The organism is Pseudomonas sp. SWRI81 (assembly GCF_014268545.1).
Taxonomy (GTDB): Bacteria; Pseudomonadota; Gammaproteobacteria; order Pseudomonadales; family Pseudomonadaceae; genus Aquipseudomonas; species Aquipseudomonas hamedanensis.
The window spans coordinates 23,027-41,320 of record NZ_JABWQS010000020.1; the positions used below are offsets into that span (position 1 = coordinate 23,027).

Genomic DNA, 18,294 nt, shown 5'->3' on the forward strand with positions numbered 1-18,294 from the left:
TGCGATGATATTGAATAAAGTTTCAGACCTGATCGGTAATACGCCAATGCTGGCGATCGATGTTCCGGACAGTAACGCCCGTTTATTGTTGAAGATTGAAAAAAACAATCCCGGCGGCAGCATCAAAGATCGCATGGCACGCAATATGGTCCTGGCGGCGCTCAAGTCCGGGCGCCTGAAACCCGGCGGCGTGGTGGTCGAGTCGTCTTCGGGCAACACCGGAATTGGCCTGGCCATGGCCGCTGTCGAATTTGGCCTGCATTTCATCGCCGTGGTCGATCACCACGCCGCGCAAGACAAGATCGCCGTGATGAAGGCCCTCGGCGCTGACATCCGTTTCGTCAAAGGCAGCTATCGCGAAGACGAAGTGGCCGTGGTCGAGCGCCAGCGCCTCGCCGCCGAACTGGCGTCGGAGATCCCCGGCGCGGTGTTCATGAATCAATCCGACAACGCGGCCAATGCCGGCGGCTACAGTGATTTCGTTCGCGAAACCATCGCTCAGGCCAACGGGGTGATCGGTGCTTACGTCGGCTGCGTCGGCACCGGCGGTTCGATGACCGGTATCGCTCGCGGCCTGAAAGTGCACAACCCTGACACCGTGACCGTCGGCGTTGAACCCGCCGGCTCGATTGTCTTCGGTCATCCTGGCTACCCGTACTACCAATCGGGGACCGGCACGCCGGCGGGCGACACCGTCGGTCTGGTGCTCGATTACAGCTGCATTGACCTGGGCGTGCAGGTCACCGATGCCCAGGCGTTCGAAACCGCGCGCTACATCGCCCGCAACCTCGCCCTGCTGGTCGGTGGCTCGACGGGCGGTGCGATTTACAAGGCACTGGAGCTGATCCACAAAGGCGTGCTGACCGGCAACGTCGTGGTGCCGGTGGCTGACGGCGGCGAGAAATACCTGCATACCGTGTTCAACGAACAGTGGCTGCAGGAGCGCGACCTGATCGATCCGGGCATCGCCCCGCAACTGGACGCCTGGCTGGGCAAGACCCAATGGCTGGAATCCGTTTCCGCGCCGCTGCAACTGAGCGTCGCATGACCCACCCTTCACACAGGAACGCCTCTCGATGAATGTGTTGAAAGTCGCCATCTGTGGTGGCGGCAGGACTGGCCATCTCAACGCCATCCTGTTCAAGCAACTGCCCGACGTTCAGGTTTCGCTGCTCACCCATAATCAGGACGTCATTGAACATCACGCGCGGCAGACGCCCATGCAGGCATTATTGCCTGACGGCTCGACCCTCAGCGCCCGACTGGATCGCGTCACCCGTGACGCCAAAGCGGCGGTGGAGGATGCCGATATCGTCATCGTCACCGTGCCTGCTCATGTCCGTCAGCAAACCCTGCAAGCCATCGCCCCGCACTTGAGTGCGAGCAAACCGGTGTTCATCGGTGCGATTCCAGGGTTCTGCGGTTTCGACTGGCTGGCCGAAGCCACCCTGCCCGACCGGCCGAATGTGGTCATCTGGGGCATGAAGGACGTGCCGCACACGGCTTTCGAGCTGACACCGGGACGCTCGGTAAAAATGGGCGGCGGCAAAAGCCAATTGTATGTGGCGACCCATGCCAGGGAGCCGCAAACAGCACGCCGCCAACTCGAGAAAATACTGACCAGACTGTACGGCCCCTGCGTGACGATGCTCGATCACTATCTGGAAATCACCCTGACACCGGGCAACCCGATCATGCACAGCTCGGTGATCTACGGCTTGATCGGCCCTTACGGCCAATGGCACCGCAAGATTTTCCCGCAGCGCATGTGCTGGTGGACCGAGTGCCCGGAACTGGGCGCGTATTTTCTCGAGCGCATGGACCAGGAAAGCCAGGCTTTATGCGCGGTGATCAGCCAGCGGCTGGGCATCGACCTGTCTTCGGTGAAATCCTTGAAACAGGAGATCGTCGAGGCCTACGGCGAGCAGATCCGCGATACCAGCAGCATGCTGTCGATCCTGCGTACCAATCAGGCCTACAACGACATCCTCGCGCCAATGGTGCCGGCTGCCGACAACCGCGCCGGCTACGTGATCGAGCGCGAGAGCCGCGCCTTCAACGAAGACGTCGCCTATGGCTTGGTGCTGTTGGTGGAAATGGCCCGACGCTTCGACCTCAAGGTGCCCTACATCGAGGAAGTCCTGCAGTGGAGCGTGGCGTATATGCACGGCCTGCGCGATTCGGCACTCGACTACTTCCCCCGCCAATGGCCCCACACGACAAGCGCCGCCGCTTGATCGCCTATTCAATTTCTCGACGAGCAGACCGCTGATATGGATGACTTCAAGACACTGATCGCCTTCTCCCGCAAAAACGCCATGCGCCGTCTGGTGCGCTGCCTGTTTGCGGAAAACATTCTCGAGCGTTCGGCGCTGCGCTTCAGCGCCGAGGGCAACCAGGCCACTTACCCGCTCAAGGGCGGCCGCGCTCACCTGGCCTTTTCCGACATTGCCAAAGGCCCGGCCGACACCGTGGTCAACGACGGCGACGTGGTGCTGGTCACCGATGAAGGTGTGCGCCAGACCATCACCAGCCACCAGGACATGCTCGATGTGTTGCGCGACAGCTTTGATTTCGCACCGACCGACGAGGGCGTCGCCGGACTCAAGGCGGACATGGAAAACAGCCTGACCAACGACGCGCATGCCCGTCAGCATCGCCAGCAATGGAACGCGCGGCTGCAACAGGCCATCGCGGATCAGGGCCTCAACAGCTTCACTGACTACCTGCGCCAGCACGTCAAAACCAAGGACGCGGCGATCTTGCTCGACCAGTGGGGCTCGCTGGAGGGCCATCCTTATTATCCGACGTGGAAGGCGCGCCCGGGCCTGAGCGATGACGAGGTGGCGCAACTGTCGCCGGAGTTCAATGCCCAGGTGCCACTGCGCATCGCCGCGTTGCGGGCCGACAACGCAAAAAGCGAAAGCATGCCGCACGTCACCAGCTACCGCGCCTGGTTCGCCAGCCACTTTCCCGTGCAGTGGGAACAATGGAAAGCTTCGCTCAACAGCAAGGGCCTGGACGAAATCGAGTGGCTGCCGCTGCCGATTCACGCCTGGCATTTGCAGGCCTACGTGCTGAAGACTTTTGCGGCGGAGATCGAAGAAGGCATTCTGATCACCGACGGCCCGGACCTGCCAACGCTGCCGACCATGTCGTATCGCACCATGATGCCGCTGCTGGAGGACTGCGCGCCGCTGATCAAGCTGCCGATTGCCGTCTGGATGACCAGCGAACTGCGCAGTCTGCAAGCCAAGTCGATTCATATGGGGCCGCGCATCAGCACGGTGATCAGCGCTATCTTGAAAGCCGAAAACGGCTTCGATCAACGCCTGGAAATTTTTCCGGAAGAAATCGGCGTGCGCTACAAAAACGCAGTCACTCAGGACGATCATCCGGGCCGGCATCTGTCGGTGGTCTATCGCGCCAGCGCCCCGGCCTTCGAGCGCAACGACGATTGCCTGCCGATCACCGTGGCATCGCTGTTCACCCGTTTGCCCGGCAGCGGTCGGCCGTTGTTTACCGACCTGATCGAACGCGACGGCGTGCGGGCCAATGCGACGCAGGTGGAAAACTGGTTTCGCGAGTACGCCAAAGTGGTCACTCACCCGGTGGTGGCGATCTATTTGCTGTACGGAATCGGCCTTGAAGCGCACCAGCAAAACACCATGGTGCTGTTCTCTCCCGACGGCAAAGCACGTAGTCTGCTGATCCGCGATTTCGGCGATGGCCGGACTTACGCGCCATGGCTGGAAGGACGTGGCTACAGCCTGCAACCGCACGTGCAGCCGGGTATCCTGCCGACGGTGTTTGCCGGCGACATCGAGCCGGTGCGCATGTTCGTGCTCGACGCGGCGTTCCTGACGCACCTGCATGAGATCGCCCTGTGGCTGACCAAGGAGTACGGTTTGCACGACACGCGACTGTGGCAAATCCTGCGCGAGGAAACCGATCTGGCGTTTGCAGCGGTGCGCGAGCGTGTCCCGGCCGAGGTCTGGGAAGTCGAGCACAAAGCATTCGTCGAAGACCCATGGCCGACGCGTTCGTTGTTGCGCATGCACTTGATGCAGTACAGCAACTATCGTTTGCAACACACCCTGACCAACCCGCTCGCTAGCGTTTAACCGAGGCTGACTCATGTCCCATGCAGGTGCCATCCAGGGTTCGAGAGTACGAATCCTGATTTATCTTCTGTTCGCGATCCAGTTGGTGTCGATGGGCGCGATGGAAATGAGCGGGCCGTTCTGGCCTGTCCATCTGCGTGGGCTGACCAGCTCCGAGTCGGTTTTCAGCTTCGCCAGCATCGCCGTGTACGTCGGGCCGATGCTGGGCATTATTCTGACCAGCGCATTCTGGGGCCGTATCGGCGACCGCTACGGCCACAAGTTGATGATGATCCGTGCGCTCGCCGGGTTGTCGTTGACCCAGCTTGGGCTGGCCCTGTTCACGGACATCTGGGTAATTCTCATCCTGCGTTTTCTGCAAGGGGCGTTTGCCGGCTACATCGCTCCGGCCCAGGCCTATGGCGTGAGTATCGAAGCGCCGTCGCGCCGCGCCAGGCTGTTCGCCATTCTGCAGATTTCGACCAACGTCGGCTCGCTGCTCGGTGCAGTGGTTGGCGGTCTGATCCTCGATTACGCGACGTTCTTCTGGATCAACATCATCGCGTCGGCATTGTGCGCGGTGTGCACGGTGATTGCCGCTGTGACCTTGCCGGACGTGCCGCCGGTGAAAAAACCGGCGGTCGCGGACCAGACTGCACCCGTGCGCCGCGCCGGCAGCCTCTGGCAAGGTTCGCCGCTGCTGTCGCTGCTCGGTGTGATGGGCATTCTGTTGCTCGCACGGATGCTGCCGCAGACCTCGTTCTCGCTGTATGTCAGCTCGGTGTTCGAGGTCAGCAATTCGGTGGTCGGTCTGTGCTATGGGCTGCTGGCGCTGGGCTTCATTCTGTCGGCCACGGCGTGGTCGCGTTACTTCGAACATCGCGGTCAGCAAGACACCTTGCAGCGCATGACCTACGTGGTGATCGGCTGCATCGTCCTCACCGCAGTGGCAGGCGTCACGCGCAATCCGCTGGTGTTCGTCATTGCCTATTTCATCTGGGGCGTATTGTTGGGGGCCACCACACCGGTGCTGATGGCGCTGATATCGAAAACCGCTGACAGCTCGCAGCAGGGCCATGTGCTGGGGATTGCCCAGGGCACAGCACAATTCGCATCGATTGCCGGCATCTCGGCCGGCGGCTTGCTCAGTCAGGTTTACGGTCTGCAATACACCTATCTGTTCGTGTGTCTGGCCTACGTGCTGGCGTTGATCCCGATTGTTGCGCTGCGTTATTGGCCGGCGGCGCTGCAAACCAGTCCTGCCCCACCTGCGGATTGATCAAGGAGTGACGCTTATGGACATAGACCAACTACGCGCCGACACGCCCGCCGTCGCGCAACTGATCCATTTCAACAACGCCGGCGCGGCGCTGATGCCGACGCCGGTGATCGACGCCGTGACGCGCCATATCCAGCTCGAAGCACGCCTGGGCGGCTACGAAGCCGCCGGGCAGCAATCGCAGGAAGTCGAAAACGTCTACACCGCCATCGCCCGGTTGATCAACGCCCGGACTGATGAAATCGCGGTGATCGAGAACGCCACCCGCGCCTGGGACATGGCCTTCTATTCATTGCCGTTGCGCCCGGGCGACGTGGTGCTGACGTCGAGCACCGAGTACGCCGGAAATTACATCCCTTATCTGCAACTGAAGCAGCAACGCGGCATCGAAATCCGGGTGATTCCCAACGATGAGCATGGCCAGGTCTCGCTGACCGCGCTTGAAGCGCTGCTCGATGATCAGCGCGTGGCGTTGATCTCTTTGCCGGTCATCGCCACCAATGGCGGACCGGTGCAGCCAGTCGAGCAGGTGGGCGCCCTCGCCCGCGCCGCTGGTGTGCTGTTTCTGCTCGACGCCTGCCAGGCTGTCGGGCAAATGCCGATCGATGTGCAGAAAATCGGTTGCCACATGCTCACCGCCACCAGTCGCAAATACTTGCGCGGGCCTCGGGGAATGGGCTTTTTGTATGTCGAGCGCGCGCTGTGCCAGAGCCTTGAGCCGGTGTTTCTGGACTTGCACGCAGCGTCGTTGCAGAGCGCTGAGCAGTTCACGATTCGTGCCGATGCGCGCCGCTTCGAGAACTGGGAATGTAACGTCGCGGCCAAACTGGGCCTTGGTGCGGCGGTACACTACGCGCTGGCGCAAGGCATCGAGCCGATGTGGCAGCGAATTCAGCACCTGGGCGAATACCTGCGCCTGCGGCTGGCCGAGATCCGCGGCGTCACGCCACGGGACCTGGGAATGCAGAAGTCCGGCATCGTCACCTTCACTCATGATCAGCACAGCGCGGCCCAGGTTCAGCAATGGCTGGCCGGGCAGGAAACGCGCATCAACGTCAGTACCTCGACGCTCCGCTCGACCCTGCTCGACATGCAGCAGCGCGACTTGCTGGAAGTCAGCCGCGCGTCGCTGCACGCGTACAACACCGAGGCGGAAATCGATACGCTGATTGCCGCGCTGCGCCGTTTGCCGACCATATGAAAGCAGGCGCCAATCGGCGCTTGCGTCACAGAGGGTTTGTAAACTAGCATTGGGAATACTTCTCAATTGCATGAAAATCTGCAGCCATGAGCGAAACCCTTCCCGCGAATAACGACAAACACCTGCGCGCGATCGAAGCCCTGTACAGCGGCCATCACGGCTGGCTGTACGCGACGCTGAGAAAAAAACTGGGTAACGCCATGGATGCGGCGGATCTGGCGCAGGATACGTTCACCCGCATCCTTGCGTCTCAGGTCACGGTGATCGAGCAGCCACGGGCCTACCTGAGCTGTGTGGCCAAGGGCATTCTGGTCAACTGGTATCAGCGCAAGGCGCTGGAACGCGCTTATCTGGACGCTCTGGCCCATCTGCCCGCGCCCGAAGTGCCGTCGCCGGAATTGCGCTTCATGGTGCTGGAGACGCTGCACGAAATCGACGCGATGCTCGATGCCCTGCCGCCGCTGGTCAAACGCGCGTTCCTGCTGTCGCAGATCAGCGGTCTGAAATACGACGACATCGCCGAGCAGTTGGGGGTGTCGCTGATTACCGTCAAGCGCTACATGAAGCAAGCCTTCGTGCAATGCCTGCTGCTGGTGGAGTGAATGCTCGCCCGGCGCCATGACGCGCGGCCCGATCAACAGGCCCTGGAAGAAGCCGCCGACTGGCTGATCCGCATGAGTGAAGGCGAACTCAGCGACCGCGAGCGCGGCGAGTGGGAATGCTGGAAGGTCAGCACGCCCGAGCGCGCTCGCGCGTGGGCACGTGCGCAACTCTTGCAAACCAAACTGGGCGGCCTGCCGCCGTCATTGGCGATGTCCGCCCTTGATCGCCCAAGCAGTCCGCAACGGCGCGCGGCCATGGGCAAACTGGCGGTGATCCTGGCCCTTGTGCCGGCCGGTTGGGGCAGCTGGAAGCTGGCCGAATCGCAGCAATGGTCAGCCGACTACCGCACGGCCGTCGGCCAGCAACGCGAGCTGAGCCTGGCCGATGGCTCGAAAATCACCTTGAACACCGACACCGCCATCGATGTGCTGTTCGACGCCAGCCAACGCCTCATTTACTTGCGCGAAGGCGAGATCCTGGTGCAGACCGCCGCGGATATTTCCCCGCTCGCCCGGCCTTTCGTGGTCAGTACCTGCCAGGGCCGCATGCAGGCGCTGGGTACGCGTTTCACCGTCCGCGAACGGCAACCGCAGACCCATCTGGCGGTGCTCGAAGGCGCGGTGAAAGTCGAACTCGCGAACAATCGCCAAGGCACGCCACTGATCGTCAACGCCGGTCAGCGCACCGATTTTTCTTCCTCCACCTTTGGCCCGGTCAGTGCCACCGACCGCAATGTCGGGGCCTGGAGCCAAGGCATGTTGATGGCCGACAAGATGCGCCTGGCCGATTTTGTCGACGAACTCACCCGCTATCGTCGCGGTTTCGTGCGCCTCGATCCGGCCCTCGCCGATCTGCGCATTTCAGGCGCTTACCCGATCAGCGACAGCCAACGCACCTTGAACATGCTGGCGCAGACCTACCCGATTGTTGTCAGCGGCCACCTCAATGGCTACTGGGTCATGCTTTCCCCCGCCTGAGGAAAAAAAATCGCCGTCCGGGTGATACTTTTTTCAATCTCGACTGGCAATTGGGGAGAAGCACTTTTCCGTCCTGTTCATAGGCTCATCCATCCATGCTCGCCGCACGCCTCCTGCGCCCGGATCGTCAGTTCATACCAGTTGTTCGCAGTGCGTTGCTCAGCCTTGCCCTGATCGGTGGCGTCTGCCCGTTTGCCTTGGCCGCCGCGCCGGTGCAACTGGACGCGGGCACGGTGCGGGCGTTCAACATTGCTGCCGGACCGCTGGGGGCGACGCTGTCGAGTTTTGCCGTGGACGCGGGCATCGCCCTGTCGTTCCAGCCTGCGCTGACCGAAGGCCTGCGCAATCCTGCGCTAGTTGGCAGCTACTCGACACAAGAGGCGGTCAATCGGTTGCTCGACGGCAGTGGCCTGGACATGGTGCTGCGCAGCGACGGCAGTTATACGCTGGTGCCGCGCCGGGTGACGCTGGATGAAACGCCGATCATTGGCACCGACCAACGCGCCAGCTCCCTGCCACCGGAGTATGCCGGCGGCCAGGTCGCCAGCGGTGGGCGTCTGGGCATTCTCGGCAACACCGAGGTGATGGACGCGCCGTTCAGCGTGAGCACTTACACCTCGGCGCTGATCAAGGATCAACAAGCCGTCACCGTGGGCGATGTGCTGGAGCGCGATTCTTCGGTGCGCTCCACCGGCCAGACCGGAGGGATTGTCGACTCGTTCTTCATTCGTGGCTTTCCGGTGGGCGAAGGCAATCTCGGTGAGCTGGCCTTCGACGGCGTGTACGGTGTGGCGCCCAATTACCGCGTGTTCACCGAATACGCCGAGCGCATTGAACTGGTCAAAGGCCCCGGCGCACTGCTCTACGGCATGTCCCCCAATAACGCGGTCGGCGGCGTGATCAACGTAGTGCCGAAGCGCTCACTCGACGAAGACCTGACCCGTTTCACCGCCAGTTACGCGATGAATTCCCAGCTCGGCGGGCACCTCGACGTCAGCCGGCGTTTCGGTGAAGAGCGCCGCTTCGGCGTGCGCATCAACGGCAGTACGCAGCTCGGCGATACCGCGATTGACGCTCAGTCACGCCACGTTGATATCGGTGCAATTTCCCTCGACTATCAAGGTGAACGCCTGCGCACCAGCTTCGACTGGCTGCAGCAAAAAGAACGCTTCGATGCCGCCTCACGGCCATTCCTGATCGCGCCGGGCGTTGACATCCCTTCCGCGGCCAATGGCCGTACCAGCGTCAGTCAGGACTGGGGCTGGTCGAAAACCCGTGACCAGTCCGCGTTGTTCAGCGGCGAGTACGACCTCAGCGACGCCTTGACGGTGTTCACCCATGCCGGTGGCGGCAAGTCGGATGTCGCGCGCATGTCCGACCAGACGCCGACCATCATCAATGCCGCCGGCGACACGTCTTCAACGCCTGGTTATTACAAGTTCGAAGTCGAGCGCTACACCGTTGACGCCGGCGCACGGCTGCGCTTCGACACCGGGCCAATCAGTCACCGCACTACCGTGCAGGTCAGTCGCTATCGCGACGTGCTGTCGCGCGGCATCATTTCCGCCGCGCCGATTCTGTCGAACATCTATCACCCGGCGGATCGTCCGGAACCTTACATTCCAAAACCGGATACGCCGAAAGTATCCGAAAGCGAACTGACCGGCGTGGCGCTGGCCGACACCCTGTCGATTCTCGATGACCGCGCGCAGATGACCCTCGGCCTGCGCAAGCAGAACATCCAGTCCGATAACTACAACGCGGCAGGCAGAGTCACCGCCTCCTACGACGACGGTCGGACCACGCCGCTGTTCGGCGTGGTGCTCAAACCCTGGGAACACGTCTCGCTTTACTACAACTACATCGAAGGCCTGAGCAAGGGCGACATTGCGCCGTCCAGCGCGGTCAACGCCGGCGAAATCTTCGCCCCGTATGTTTCCCGTCAGCATGAGGTCGGGGTCAAGGCCGACTACGGCACCTTCACCTCCACCCTCAGCCTGTTCCAGATCACCAAGCCCAGCGGCGAGCTGGCCGCCGGCGTGTTCTCGGTGCAGGGCGAACAACGCAATCGCGGGCTGGAGCTGAATGTGTTTGGCGAAGTCGTCCCCGGCATACGCTTGCTCGGCGGCGTGACCCTGCTTGATGCCGAACTCAGCAAAACCGCAGTGGCGGCCAACCGTGGCAATAAACCGGTCGGCGTGCCATCGGTGCAGGCCAACCTGTGGGCCGAGTGGGACAGTTCGTGGCTTGACGGCTTGACCCTGACCGGCGGCGCCATTCACACCGGCAGCCAATATGTGAACCAGGCCAACACACAAAAACTCGATGACTGGACCCGCTTCGATGTCGGCGCCCGCTACAGCACCCGCATCGATGATCGGCCGACCACGTTTCGCGCCACCGTGCAGAACGTGTTCGACCACGAGTACTGGTCGGGCGTCGCCTCCTACGGCGCGTTCTCCCAGGGCTCACCGCGCACTTTATTACTGTCGGCGACTGTCGATTTCTAAAACGTTCAGGCGCAGGGCGGCGTGAGCTGTCGGGCGCACTGACTTTTGTAAAGGCTTTGACCATGGTGATTTTCGATCGACGCAGCCTCGCTGTCGCTGCGCTGTTACTGGCAGGACTGCTGAGCCTGTTTTCCCTGGTGCCGCGCAGCGCTCACGCTGACGATGCGCAGGCTGCGCGCACCGAGGTCACCGATCTGCTGGGGCGTAAGGTCAAGGTGCATTTGCCGGTCAGGCGAGTGATTCTTGGCGAAGGCCGGCAGTTGTACCTGGTCGCCGCCCTCGACACGCACAACCCGATCGAACGGATCGTCGGCTGGCGCAAGGACCTGATCCAGTCGGACCCGGACACCTATAACGCTTACCTGCGCAAATTCCCCGACATCGCGAAAATCCCCACCTTCGGCGGCTTCGAAGACGGCACCTTCGATATCGAGCAGGCAATCTCGCAACGCCCGGACGTAATCATCCTCAACATCGAGGCTCAGCACGCCACCGAAGATGCGCGCTACATCGAAAAACTCGACGCCCTCGGCATCCCGGTGGTGTATGTCGATTTCCGCAATAACCCGATGCAGAACACCGAGCCGACCATGCGCTTGTTCGGCCAGTTGTTCGGCAAGGAACAACGTGCCCAAGCGTTCATCGATTTCCGTAACCAGCAGATCCACCGCGTCACCGACGTCATCGAAAAACACCACCCGCCGCGTCCGAACGTGTTCATCGAACGCATCGGCGGCTACACCGATGACTGTTGCCTGAGTTTCGGCAACGAGAACTTCGGCCGGTTTGTCGACATGGCCGGTGGCAACAACATCGCCCGCGGTATCATTCCGACCACCTTCGGCCAGTTGAATCCCGAGCAAGTCATCGTCGCCAATCCGGCCCATGTGGTGGTCACCACCGCCAACTGGGAAGCGTTTGCCCCCGGCGGTCATTGGGTCGGCGTCGGCCCCGGTGCGGACATGGCACAAGCGCGCAAAAAGCTTGCCTGGTACACCCAGCGTCCGGCCTACGCCGGCATCAAGGCCCAGGAAGATCAGGCCTTCCACGCGATCTGGCATCAGTTCTACAACAGTCCGTACCAGTTCGTCGCCATTCAACAATTGGCGAAATGGTTTCACCCGGACTTGTTTGCCGATCTCGACCCGGACGCCTCGTTCCGCGAGCTGCACGAACGCTTCCTGCCCGTGCCGTATGAGTCAGGCTACTTTGTCAGCCTGCGCAACCCTGAGGCCAAACCATGAACGCGATGACCGAAACGGTGGTACTCCAAGGCGAAACCTATCGCCGCCTGGTGCTGCGTAAACGCCTGATCCTCGCCGGGCTGGTGATTCTGTTGCTGTGCAGCGTGCTGCTCGATCTGGCGCTGGGCCCGGCGAGCTACAGCCTCGGCGAAGTGCTCGGCGCGCTGTTCTCACCCGACAGTGCTTCACCCCAAGTGCGCGTGGTGATGTGGGACATTCGCCTGCCCGTGGCGTTGATGGCGGTGGCCGTCGGCGCAGCGCTGTCGCTGGCCGGCGCACAAATGCAGACAATCCTCAACAACCCGCTGGCCAGCCCGTTTACCCTGGGCATCTCCGCTGCCGCCAGTTTCGGCGCGGCCCTGAGTCTGGCGTTCGGCGTCGCGCTGTTTCCGCTGGCCGCGCAATTCATGGTGCCGCTCAATGCGTTCATCATGGCCATGCTCTCGGCGCTGCTGATTCATTTCCTGAGCATGCGCCGTGGCGTCACCGCAGAAACCATCGTGCTGCTCGGCATTGCGCTGGTGTTCACCTTCAACGCGCTGTTGGCGCTGGTGCAGTTCTTCGCCACCGAACAAGCCGTCGCCGCCGTGGTGTTCTGGACCATGGGCAGCCTGACCAAAGCGACGTGGCCGAAGCTGGGCATCATCTGCCTGGTGATTCTGATTACCCTGCCGATCTTCGCCAAACGCGCCTGGGCCTTGACCGCCCTGCGTCTGGGCGACGACAAGGCCGCCAGTTTCGGCATCAACGTGCGCAGCCTGCGTTTTCAGACGCTGATCATGGTCAGCCTGCTCGCCTCGTTTCCGGTGGCATTTGTCGGCACCATCGGCTTCATCGGCCTGGTCGGGCCGCACATCGCGCGCATGTTGATTGGCGAAGACCAGCGTTTCTTCCTGCCGGCCTCGCTGCTCACCGGTTCGTTGATCCTGTCCGCCAGTTCGGTGGTCAGCAAGACCCTGATCCCCGGCGCGATTTTCCCGATCGGCGTCGTCACGTCGCTGATCGGCGTGCCGTTCTTCATTTCACTGATTCTGGGCGGGAAGAAAAACTCATGGTGAAGCTGCAACTGGACAATCTCGGCGCGCGCTACGGCCAGCGCGAGATTATTCGCGAAGTCTCGACGGCGATGTTTTGCGGCGGGCAAGTGGTCGCGGTAGTCGGGCCGAACGCGGCTGGCAAGTCGACCCTGTTCAAGCGCATGGCCGGTTTACTCGACGGCCCCGGCCAAGTGATTTTGCAGGATTCGAAAAAAGGCCCGACGGGCATCAGCTACATGCCCCAAGGCCTGAACGCCAGTGCGCGGTTGACGGTGTACGAGTCCGTGTTGCTGGCGCGCAAGCAACTGACGCCGGGCTGGGCGGTGCACGATGACGAGCTGAAACTGGTCGACGAGATTCTCGCCGCGCTGGGCATCACCGCCCTGTCGTTCCGCAATCTCGGCGAACTCAGCGGCGGCCAGCAACAGCTGGTGTCCATCGCCCAGACGCTGGTGCGCGAGCCGGAAATCCTGCTGATGGACGAGCCGACCAGCGCCCTCGACATGCATCGGCAAGTGCAGGTACTGAACTTCATGCGCAGCCTGGCGCGTCAGCGCGAAGTGATTGTGTTCATCGCCATCCATGACCTGAACCAGGCATTGCGCTTTGCCGATCAGGTGCTGGTTATCGCCGACGGCACCAGCCAGGGCAGCGGCCCGAGCCATGAGGTGATCACCGAGCAGATGCTGCGCAAGGTCTATAAGGTCGAAGCGCGGATCGAGCAGTGCAGCCGCGGACTGAACCATATCCTGATCGACGATATCGTTTGATGCCCGCAGGTCACGGATCGACCTGCGCCATCAACTCCGGCAGCGACTCCGGCCGCTTCGCGTACCGCTGCGCCAGCACCGCACACACCATCAGTTGAATCTGGTGGAACAGCATCAGCGGCAAAATCAGCACGCCAATGGTGCTGCCGGCAAACAGCACCTGCGCCATCGGCACGCCGGTGGCCAGGCTCTTTTTCGAACCGCAGAACAGAATGGTGATGCGGTCCTCCTGATTGAAACCAAAGGCCTTGCCCAGTAGCGAAGAGGCCAGCAGCACCAGCGCCAGCAGGATGCAGCAGACCAGCACCAGACCCAGCAACTCCCACAGCGGAATCTGCTGCCAGATGCCCTCGTTGACCGCTTCGCTGAAGGCGCCATAAACCACCAGCAGAATCGAACCCTGATCGACGAACTTCAGCCAGTTCTTGTTGCGCCCGACCCACGCACCGATCCAGCGGCGGGCGATCTGTCCGGCAATAAACGGTAGCAGCAGTTGCACGCTGATTTTGACGATCGCATCGAGGGTCGAGCCGCCGTCGCCGTGGACGTTGAGCAGCAGCGTCACCAGCAGCGGCGTGAGGAAAATCCCGAACAGGCTCGACGCCGCCGCACTGCAAATCGCCGCAGGAATATTGCCCCGTGCCAGCGAAGTGAAGGCAATCGCCGACTGCACCGTGGCTGGCAGTGCACAGAGGTAAAGCATGCCCATGTACAACTGATCGCCGATCAACGGCGACAGCAGCGGTTTGAGTGCCAGACCGAGGAGCGGAAACAGCACGAAGGTCAGGCCGAACACCAGCAAATGCAGGCGCCAGTGGCCGGCGCCGGCAATGATCGATTCGCGGGACAGCTTGGCGCCATGCAGGAAAAACAGCAGCCCGATGGCCAGGTTGGTCAGCCAGCCGAAACCGACCGCGACCTGCCCGCTGGCCGGCAGGAAACTGGCGAGCAGAACAACGCCAATCAGCGTCAGGGTGAAGTTGTCAGGCAAAAAACGTGGGCGGGTCATGGTCGGATCATCCGGGGGTTGCCAGTGCGTGCCAAGGACTCTACCGTGACTGCCGATGACCGACTAACGCCGAAGGGCCACAGAATGCCGCCTAAAGGACATGAGAAAAGCATCCGTCGCAGCATTCCCGGGCTGCCCAGCCTGCCGCGTCCGCTCTACGGGCGCACCGAATCGCTGCCCAATCGCGCCCTGACCCGCCGTCACAGTCATCCGTGGGTGCAGTTGTCCTACGCCATTCAGGGCGTGCTGGAAATCCAGACCGGCGTCGGTCGTTTCGTCGCCCCGCCAGAGCGTGCCGTGTGGATTCCGGCGGGTGTGCCGCACCGCGTGTTCAGCTCGCCGCACACCGAGATGCGTAGCCTGTATATCGATTGCAGCGTGACCGGCTGGGCGCTTGAGCGCTGCCATGTGCTCGGGGTCAGCGATCTGCTCAAAGAACTGATCCGCGCGTTCAGTCAGGTCCCGGTGGAATACGACGAGAACGGCGCCCATGGCCGCCTCGCGCAAGTGATCCTCGATCAATTGGCCGAGGCCCCGCACATCGACCTGATGCTGCCGCTGCCGCAGGACCCGCGCCTGCGGCAGATCTATCAGAGCCTCGAACAGCATCCGGAACAACAAACCACGCTGAGCCACTGGAGCGACAGATTCGGCGTCACCGAGAAGACCCTTACCCGCCTGTTTCTGCGCGAAACCGGCCTGACCTTTCGCGCCTGGCGCCAGCGTTTGCGCCTGCTCGGCGCGCTGACGCCGTTGGAGAATGGCGAGCGCGTGACCGACGTCGCGCTCGCCTGCGGTTACGACTCGACCTCGGCGTTTATCGCCGCGTTTCGCCAGCAGTTTGGTGAAACACCGGGGGAATTTTTCCGCTGAAACTTCGGTTTTGCCGAACTATCAGTCAGAAATAAACGATTTTTCTTTCCGGTAAACCCGTCGTTAGCATGGCCCTGTCTGACTTGATCCAGAGGCAACGGTGATCCCTGTGGGAGCGAGCTTGCTCGCGAACGCGGTGTGTCAGGGAACCTCAACGTCACTGTTCCACCGCTTTCGCGAGCAAGCCCGCTCCCACAGGGGGGATGCGCTTGCCATCGGATCAGCGATAACACTGCAAGTAACAAGACAGGGAGCGTGCCCGTGCCTGCCACGAACCTCAATATCGGCGAACCCTGGATGTGGGGCGCCTTCATCGTCTTTGTTCTGTCCATGCTGGCTCTGGACTTGTTTGTCTTCGGCGGGCGCAAGGCGCATCGGGTATCAGTGCGTGAGGCCCTGGCCTGGGTGATTGCCTGGTGTCTGTTGGCCCTGAGCTTCGCCGGTTTGCTCTGGTGGTATCTGCACGGCGAATTCGGCGGCGAAATCGCCCGGCAGAAAACCCTGGAGTTCCTCACCGGTTACCTGATCGAGCAGTCGCTGTCGATCGACAACATGTTCGTCTTCGTCATGATCTTCAGTTACTTCGCCGTGCCGCCGGAATTGCAGCGCCGGGTGCTGTTGTACGGCGTGCTCGGGGCGATCGTGATGCGCGCGGTGATGATCTTCGCCGGCGTGTGGCTGGTGTCGCAGTTTGAATGGCTACTGTATGCGTTCGGGGTGTTCCTGATCTTCACCGGGATCAAGATGCTGGTGTTCGCCGACCAGCAACCGGACCTCGACAACAACCCGTTGCTGCGTTGGGTGCGCGGGCATCTGCGGATTACCAGCGGTTTTCATGGCGAGAAGTTTTTCATCCTGCAGAACGGCGTGCGCTGGGCGACGCCGATGTTCCTGGTGCTGGTGCTGATCGAGGCCAGCGACTTGATGTTCGCCGTCGACAGCATCCCGGCGATCTTCGCCGTGACCACCGACCCGTTTATTGTGTTCACCTCGAACATCTTCGCGATCATGGGCCTGCGCGCGCTGTACTTCCTGCTGGCGGACATGGCCGACCGCTTCCACCTGCTCAAGTATGGCTTGGCGATTGTGCTGGTGTTTATCGGCGGCAAGATGGTCGCGATGCCGTGGTTTCACATGCCGGTGGAATGGTCGCTGGTGATAGTCGGGTCAGTGATTCTGGGGTCGGTGCTGTTGAGTCTGGTGACGACGCGCGAGGCTGAACGCAACCCTGAATGACACCACACACCCCAACTGTGGGAGCGGGCTTGCTCGCGAAGGCGCCGGGTCAGTCAACATTCTCGTCGACTGAGACACCGCTTTCGCGAGCAGGCTCGCTCCCACATTGGATATGCGGTGCCCTTATTTATCGGATTTGATACTGGTCCACACCCGCGTGCGTACCCGCTCCATTTTCTGCGGTAATGGCTGGACGACGTAAAGGGTTTTCAGCGCCTCGCTGGTCGGCGTCAGGTTGGGGTTGTCGGTAATCTCCTTGTTGACCAGCGGCATCGAGTCCTTGTTGGCATTCGGGTAACCGAGGAAATCGCTGATCGGCGCGATCACTTTCGGCTCAAGCAGATGGTTGAGAAATTCGTGGGCTTCGGCGACGTTCTTCGCGCTCTTTGGGATGGCGAACGTATCGAACCAGATCGGCGCGCCCTCCTTCGGCAAGCGCCAGTCGACCACCACGCCGTTGCCCGCCTCTTTGGCGCGATTGCCGAATTGGTAGAAGCTGCCCGAATAACCGATCGCCACGCAGATATCGCCGTTGGCGATGTCGGTCATGTACTTGGCCGAGTTGAAGTAGGTCACGTAAGGGCGGATCTTCATCATCAAGGCCTTGGCCTTTTCATAGTCCGCCGGGTTCTGGCTGTTCGGATCGAGGCCGAGGTAATGCAGGGCCAGCGGCAGAATCTCCGAAGGCGAATCGAGCATCGCCACGCCACAGGCCTTGAGCTTTTCCATGTTCTCGGGCTTGAACACCAGGTCCCAACTGTCCACCGGCGCGTTGTCACCCAGTGCTGCCTTGACCTTGGCCGGGTTGAAGCCGATCAGCACCGTGCCGTACATGTAAGGCATGCCGTACTGATTGCCGGGGTCGTTGGCATCAAGCAACTTCAGCAAGGCCGGATCCTGATGCTGCCAGTTCGGCAGTTTCGATTTGTCGAGTTTCTGGAACACACCCGCCTTGATCTGGGTTTCGAGGAACTGGTTGGACGGCACCACCAGATCGTAACCGGAGTTGCCGGTGAGCAGTTTGGCTTCCAGCGACTCGTTGGTGTCGAAGGTGTCCCAGGTCACTTTGATCTTGCTTTGCTCGGCGAAGTCCTTGGGCACCGCAGGCAGGATGTAATCCGCCCAGTTATACACCCGCAGTTCGCGCTGCTCGGCCTGGACGGCGCTGGCCAGCAGCGTCAGCCCACACACGGTGGCGCCCAGAATGCGTTTGATCGTGACCATGGTTGTTTCCCCGAATGCGACGTGAGTCGATGGTTTTTATGTTCTGTACACGGCAGTGGCTGTAACGATAGCCAAGGGCAAAAAAGGTCGAGCGTGTTGTTACGGCTCCGATTCTTGCTGACAGCGTAGCGGGATCACAGTGGCGGATCGGCCAAAAGGGGATCGATATGGCCAATTTGAGTGACCGCTGAAATACGCAGGAATCACAAAATCAAGTGTGGCGAGGGA

At 61.4% G+C, this 18,294-nt stretch carries 15 protein-coding genes; 13 read left to right on the forward strand and 2 right to left on the reverse strand.

Annotation, left to right across the window (positions count from 1 at the left end):
• The first annotated feature begins 4 nt into the window (after positions 1–4).
• The 11 genes from HU765_RS14505 (at position 5) to HU765_RS14555 (ending at position 13,724) form a co-directional block, all read left to right on the forward strand.
• Positions 5–1,048: a cysteine synthase family protein gene (locus tag HU765_RS14505; protein ID WP_186552248.1), complete on the forward strand. Its 1,044-nt coding sequence runs from the start codon at positions 5–7 to the stop codon at positions 1,046–1,048.
• A 28-nt stretch (positions 1,049–1,076) separates the two neighbouring features.
• A complete protein-coding gene (locus tag HU765_RS14510) occupies positions 1,077–2,237 on the forward strand; it encodes an NAD/NADP-dependent octopine/nopaline dehydrogenase family protein (protein WP_186621319.1) in 1,161 nt (386 codons plus the stop codon).
• 36 nt (positions 2,238–2,273) lie between these two features.
• Positions 2,274–4,124, forward strand: coding sequence for an IucA/IucC family siderophore biosynthesis protein (locus HU765_RS14515; RefSeq protein ID WP_186621321.1), 1,851 nt, complete (start codon positions 2,274–2,276; stop codon positions 4,122–4,124).
• 13 nt (positions 4,125–4,137) lie between these two features.
• Positions 4,138–5,382 (forward strand): MFS transporter, encoded by a 1,245-nt coding sequence (locus tag HU765_RS14520; protein WP_186621322.1) that lies wholly within the window; start codon positions 4,138–4,140, stop codon positions 5,380–5,382.
• 16 nt (positions 5,383–5,398) lie between these two features.
• Complete coding sequence (locus HU765_RS14525; protein ID WP_186621323.1) at positions 5,399–6,583, forward strand: aminotransferase class V-fold PLP-dependent enzyme; 1,185 nt, start codon at positions 5,399–5,401, stop codon at positions 6,581–6,583.
• Between the two features lie 86 nt (positions 6,584–6,669).
• Positions 6,670–7,185 carry a sigma-70 family RNA polymerase sigma factor gene (locus HU765_RS14530; protein WP_186552243.1) on the forward strand — a complete coding sequence of 172 codons (516 nt, stop codon included), beginning with the start codon at positions 6,670–6,672 and terminating at the stop codon, positions 7,183–7,185.
• Entirely contained in the window at positions 7,186–8,163 is a 978-nt protein-coding gene (locus HU765_RS14535; protein ID WP_186621324.1) for a FecR family protein, read from the forward strand.
• Positions 8,164–8,258: 95 nt separating this feature from the next.
• Complete coding sequence (locus tag HU765_RS14540; protein ID WP_186621325.1) at positions 8,259–10,673, forward strand: TonB-dependent receptor; 2,415 nt, start codon at positions 8,259–8,261, stop codon at positions 10,671–10,673.
• A gap of 62 nt (positions 10,674–10,735) precedes the next feature.
• Positions 10,736–11,917: an ABC transporter substrate-binding protein gene (locus HU765_RS14545; RefSeq protein WP_186621326.1), complete on the forward strand. Its 1,182-nt coding sequence runs from the start codon at positions 10,736–10,738 to the stop codon at positions 11,915–11,917.
• Positions 11,914–12,975 (forward strand): iron ABC transporter permease, encoded by a 1,062-nt coding sequence (locus HU765_RS14550; RefSeq protein WP_186621327.1) that lies wholly within the window; start codon positions 11,914–11,916, stop codon positions 12,973–12,975. Before HU765_RS14545 ends, HU765_RS14550 begins: the two co-directional genes overlap by 4 nt.
• Complete coding sequence (locus HU765_RS14555; protein ID WP_186621328.1) at positions 12,969–13,724, forward strand: ABC transporter ATP-binding protein; 756 nt, start codon at positions 12,969–12,971, stop codon at positions 13,722–13,724. The genes HU765_RS14550 and HU765_RS14555 overlap by 7 nt, the downstream gene beginning before the upstream one ends.
• A 10-nt stretch (positions 13,725–13,734) precedes the next feature.
• Here HU765_RS14555 and HU765_RS14560 read toward each other — a convergent pair whose 3' ends face one another.
• The gene (locus HU765_RS14560) at positions 13,735–14,733 is read right to left on the reverse strand and encodes a bile acid:sodium symporter family protein (RefSeq protein WP_186621330.1); all 999 of its coding nucleotides are present in this window, start codon (positions 14,731–14,733) and stop codon (positions 13,735–13,737) included.
• A gap of 84 nt (positions 14,734–14,817) precedes the next feature.
• On the opposite strand from HU765_RS14560, the gene HU765_RS14565 reads away from it, so the two are divergent.
• Positions 14,818–15,606, forward strand: coding sequence for a helix-turn-helix transcriptional regulator (locus HU765_RS14565; RefSeq protein WP_186621331.1), 789 nt, complete (start codon positions 14,818–14,820; stop codon positions 15,604–15,606).
• 297 nt (positions 15,607–15,903) lie between these two features.
• Entirely contained in the window at positions 15,904–16,842 is a 939-nt protein-coding gene (locus HU765_RS14570; protein WP_186621417.1) for a TerC family protein, read from the forward strand.
• 123 nt (positions 16,843–16,965) lie between these two features.
• Here the strand turns inward: HU765_RS14570 and HU765_RS14575 are convergent, their stop codons facing one another.
• Complete coding sequence (locus HU765_RS14575; protein ID WP_186552234.1) at positions 16,966–18,066, reverse strand: polyamine ABC transporter substrate-binding protein; 1,101 nt, start codon at positions 18,064–18,066, stop codon at positions 16,966–16,968.
• Positions 18,067–18,294: the final 228 nt, after the last annotated feature.

What these genes read in the sequence shown, in the direction of transcription:
- HU765_RS14505 (WP_186552248.1), top strand. Translation starts at nt 5, where the DNA reads ATGATATTGAATAAAGTTTCAGACCTGATCGGTAATACGCCAATGCTG.
- HU765_RS14510 (WP_186621319.1), top strand. Translation starts at nt 1,077, where the DNA reads ATGAATGTGTTGAAAGTCGCCATCTGTGGTGGCGGCAGGACTGGCCAT.
- HU765_RS14515 (WP_186621321.1), top strand. Translation starts at nt 2,274, where the DNA reads ATGGATGACTTCAAGACACTGATCGCCTTCTCCCGCAAAAACGCCATG.
- HU765_RS14520 (WP_186621322.1), top strand. Translation starts at nt 4,138, where the DNA reads ATGTCCCATGCAGGTGCCATCCAGGGTTCGAGAGTACGAATCCTGATT.
- HU765_RS14525 (WP_186621323.1), top strand. Translation starts at nt 5,399, where the DNA reads ATGGACATAGACCAACTACGCGCCGACACGCCCGCCGTCGCGCAACTG.
- HU765_RS14530 (WP_186552243.1), top strand. Translation starts at nt 6,670, where the DNA reads ATGAGCGAAACCCTTCCCGCGAATAACGACAAACACCTGCGCGCGATC.
- HU765_RS14535 (WP_186621324.1), top strand. Translation starts at nt 7,186, where the DNA reads ATGCTCGCCCGGCGCCATGACGCGCGGCCCGATCAACAGGCCCTGGAA.
- HU765_RS14540 (WP_186621325.1), top strand. Translation starts at nt 8,259, where the DNA reads ATGCTCGCCGCACGCCTCCTGCGCCCGGATCGTCAGTTCATACCAGTT.
- HU765_RS14545 (WP_186621326.1), top strand. Translation starts at nt 10,736, where the DNA reads ATGGTGATTTTCGATCGACGCAGCCTCGCTGTCGCTGCGCTGTTACTG.
- HU765_RS14550 (WP_186621327.1), top strand. Translation starts at nt 11,914, where the DNA reads ATGAACGCGATGACCGAAACGGTGGTACTCCAAGGCGAAACCTATCGC.
- HU765_RS14555 (WP_186621328.1), top strand. Translation starts at nt 12,969, where the DNA reads ATGGTGAAGCTGCAACTGGACAATCTCGGCGCGCGCTACGGCCAGCGC.
- HU765_RS14560 (WP_186621330.1), bottom strand. Translation starts at nt 14,733, where the DNA reads ATGACCCGCCCACGTTTTTTGCCTGACAACTTCACCCTGACGCTGATT.
- HU765_RS14565 (WP_186621331.1), top strand. Translation starts at nt 14,818, where the DNA reads ATGCCGCCTAAAGGACATGAGAAAAGCATCCGTCGCAGCATTCCCGGG.
- HU765_RS14570 (WP_186621417.1), top strand. Translation starts at nt 15,904, where the DNA reads ATGTGGGGCGCCTTCATCGTCTTTGTTCTGTCCATGCTGGCTCTGGAC.
- HU765_RS14575 (WP_186552234.1), bottom strand. Translation starts at nt 18,066, where the DNA reads ATGGTCACGATCAAACGCATTCTGGGCGCCACCGTGTGTGGGCTGACG.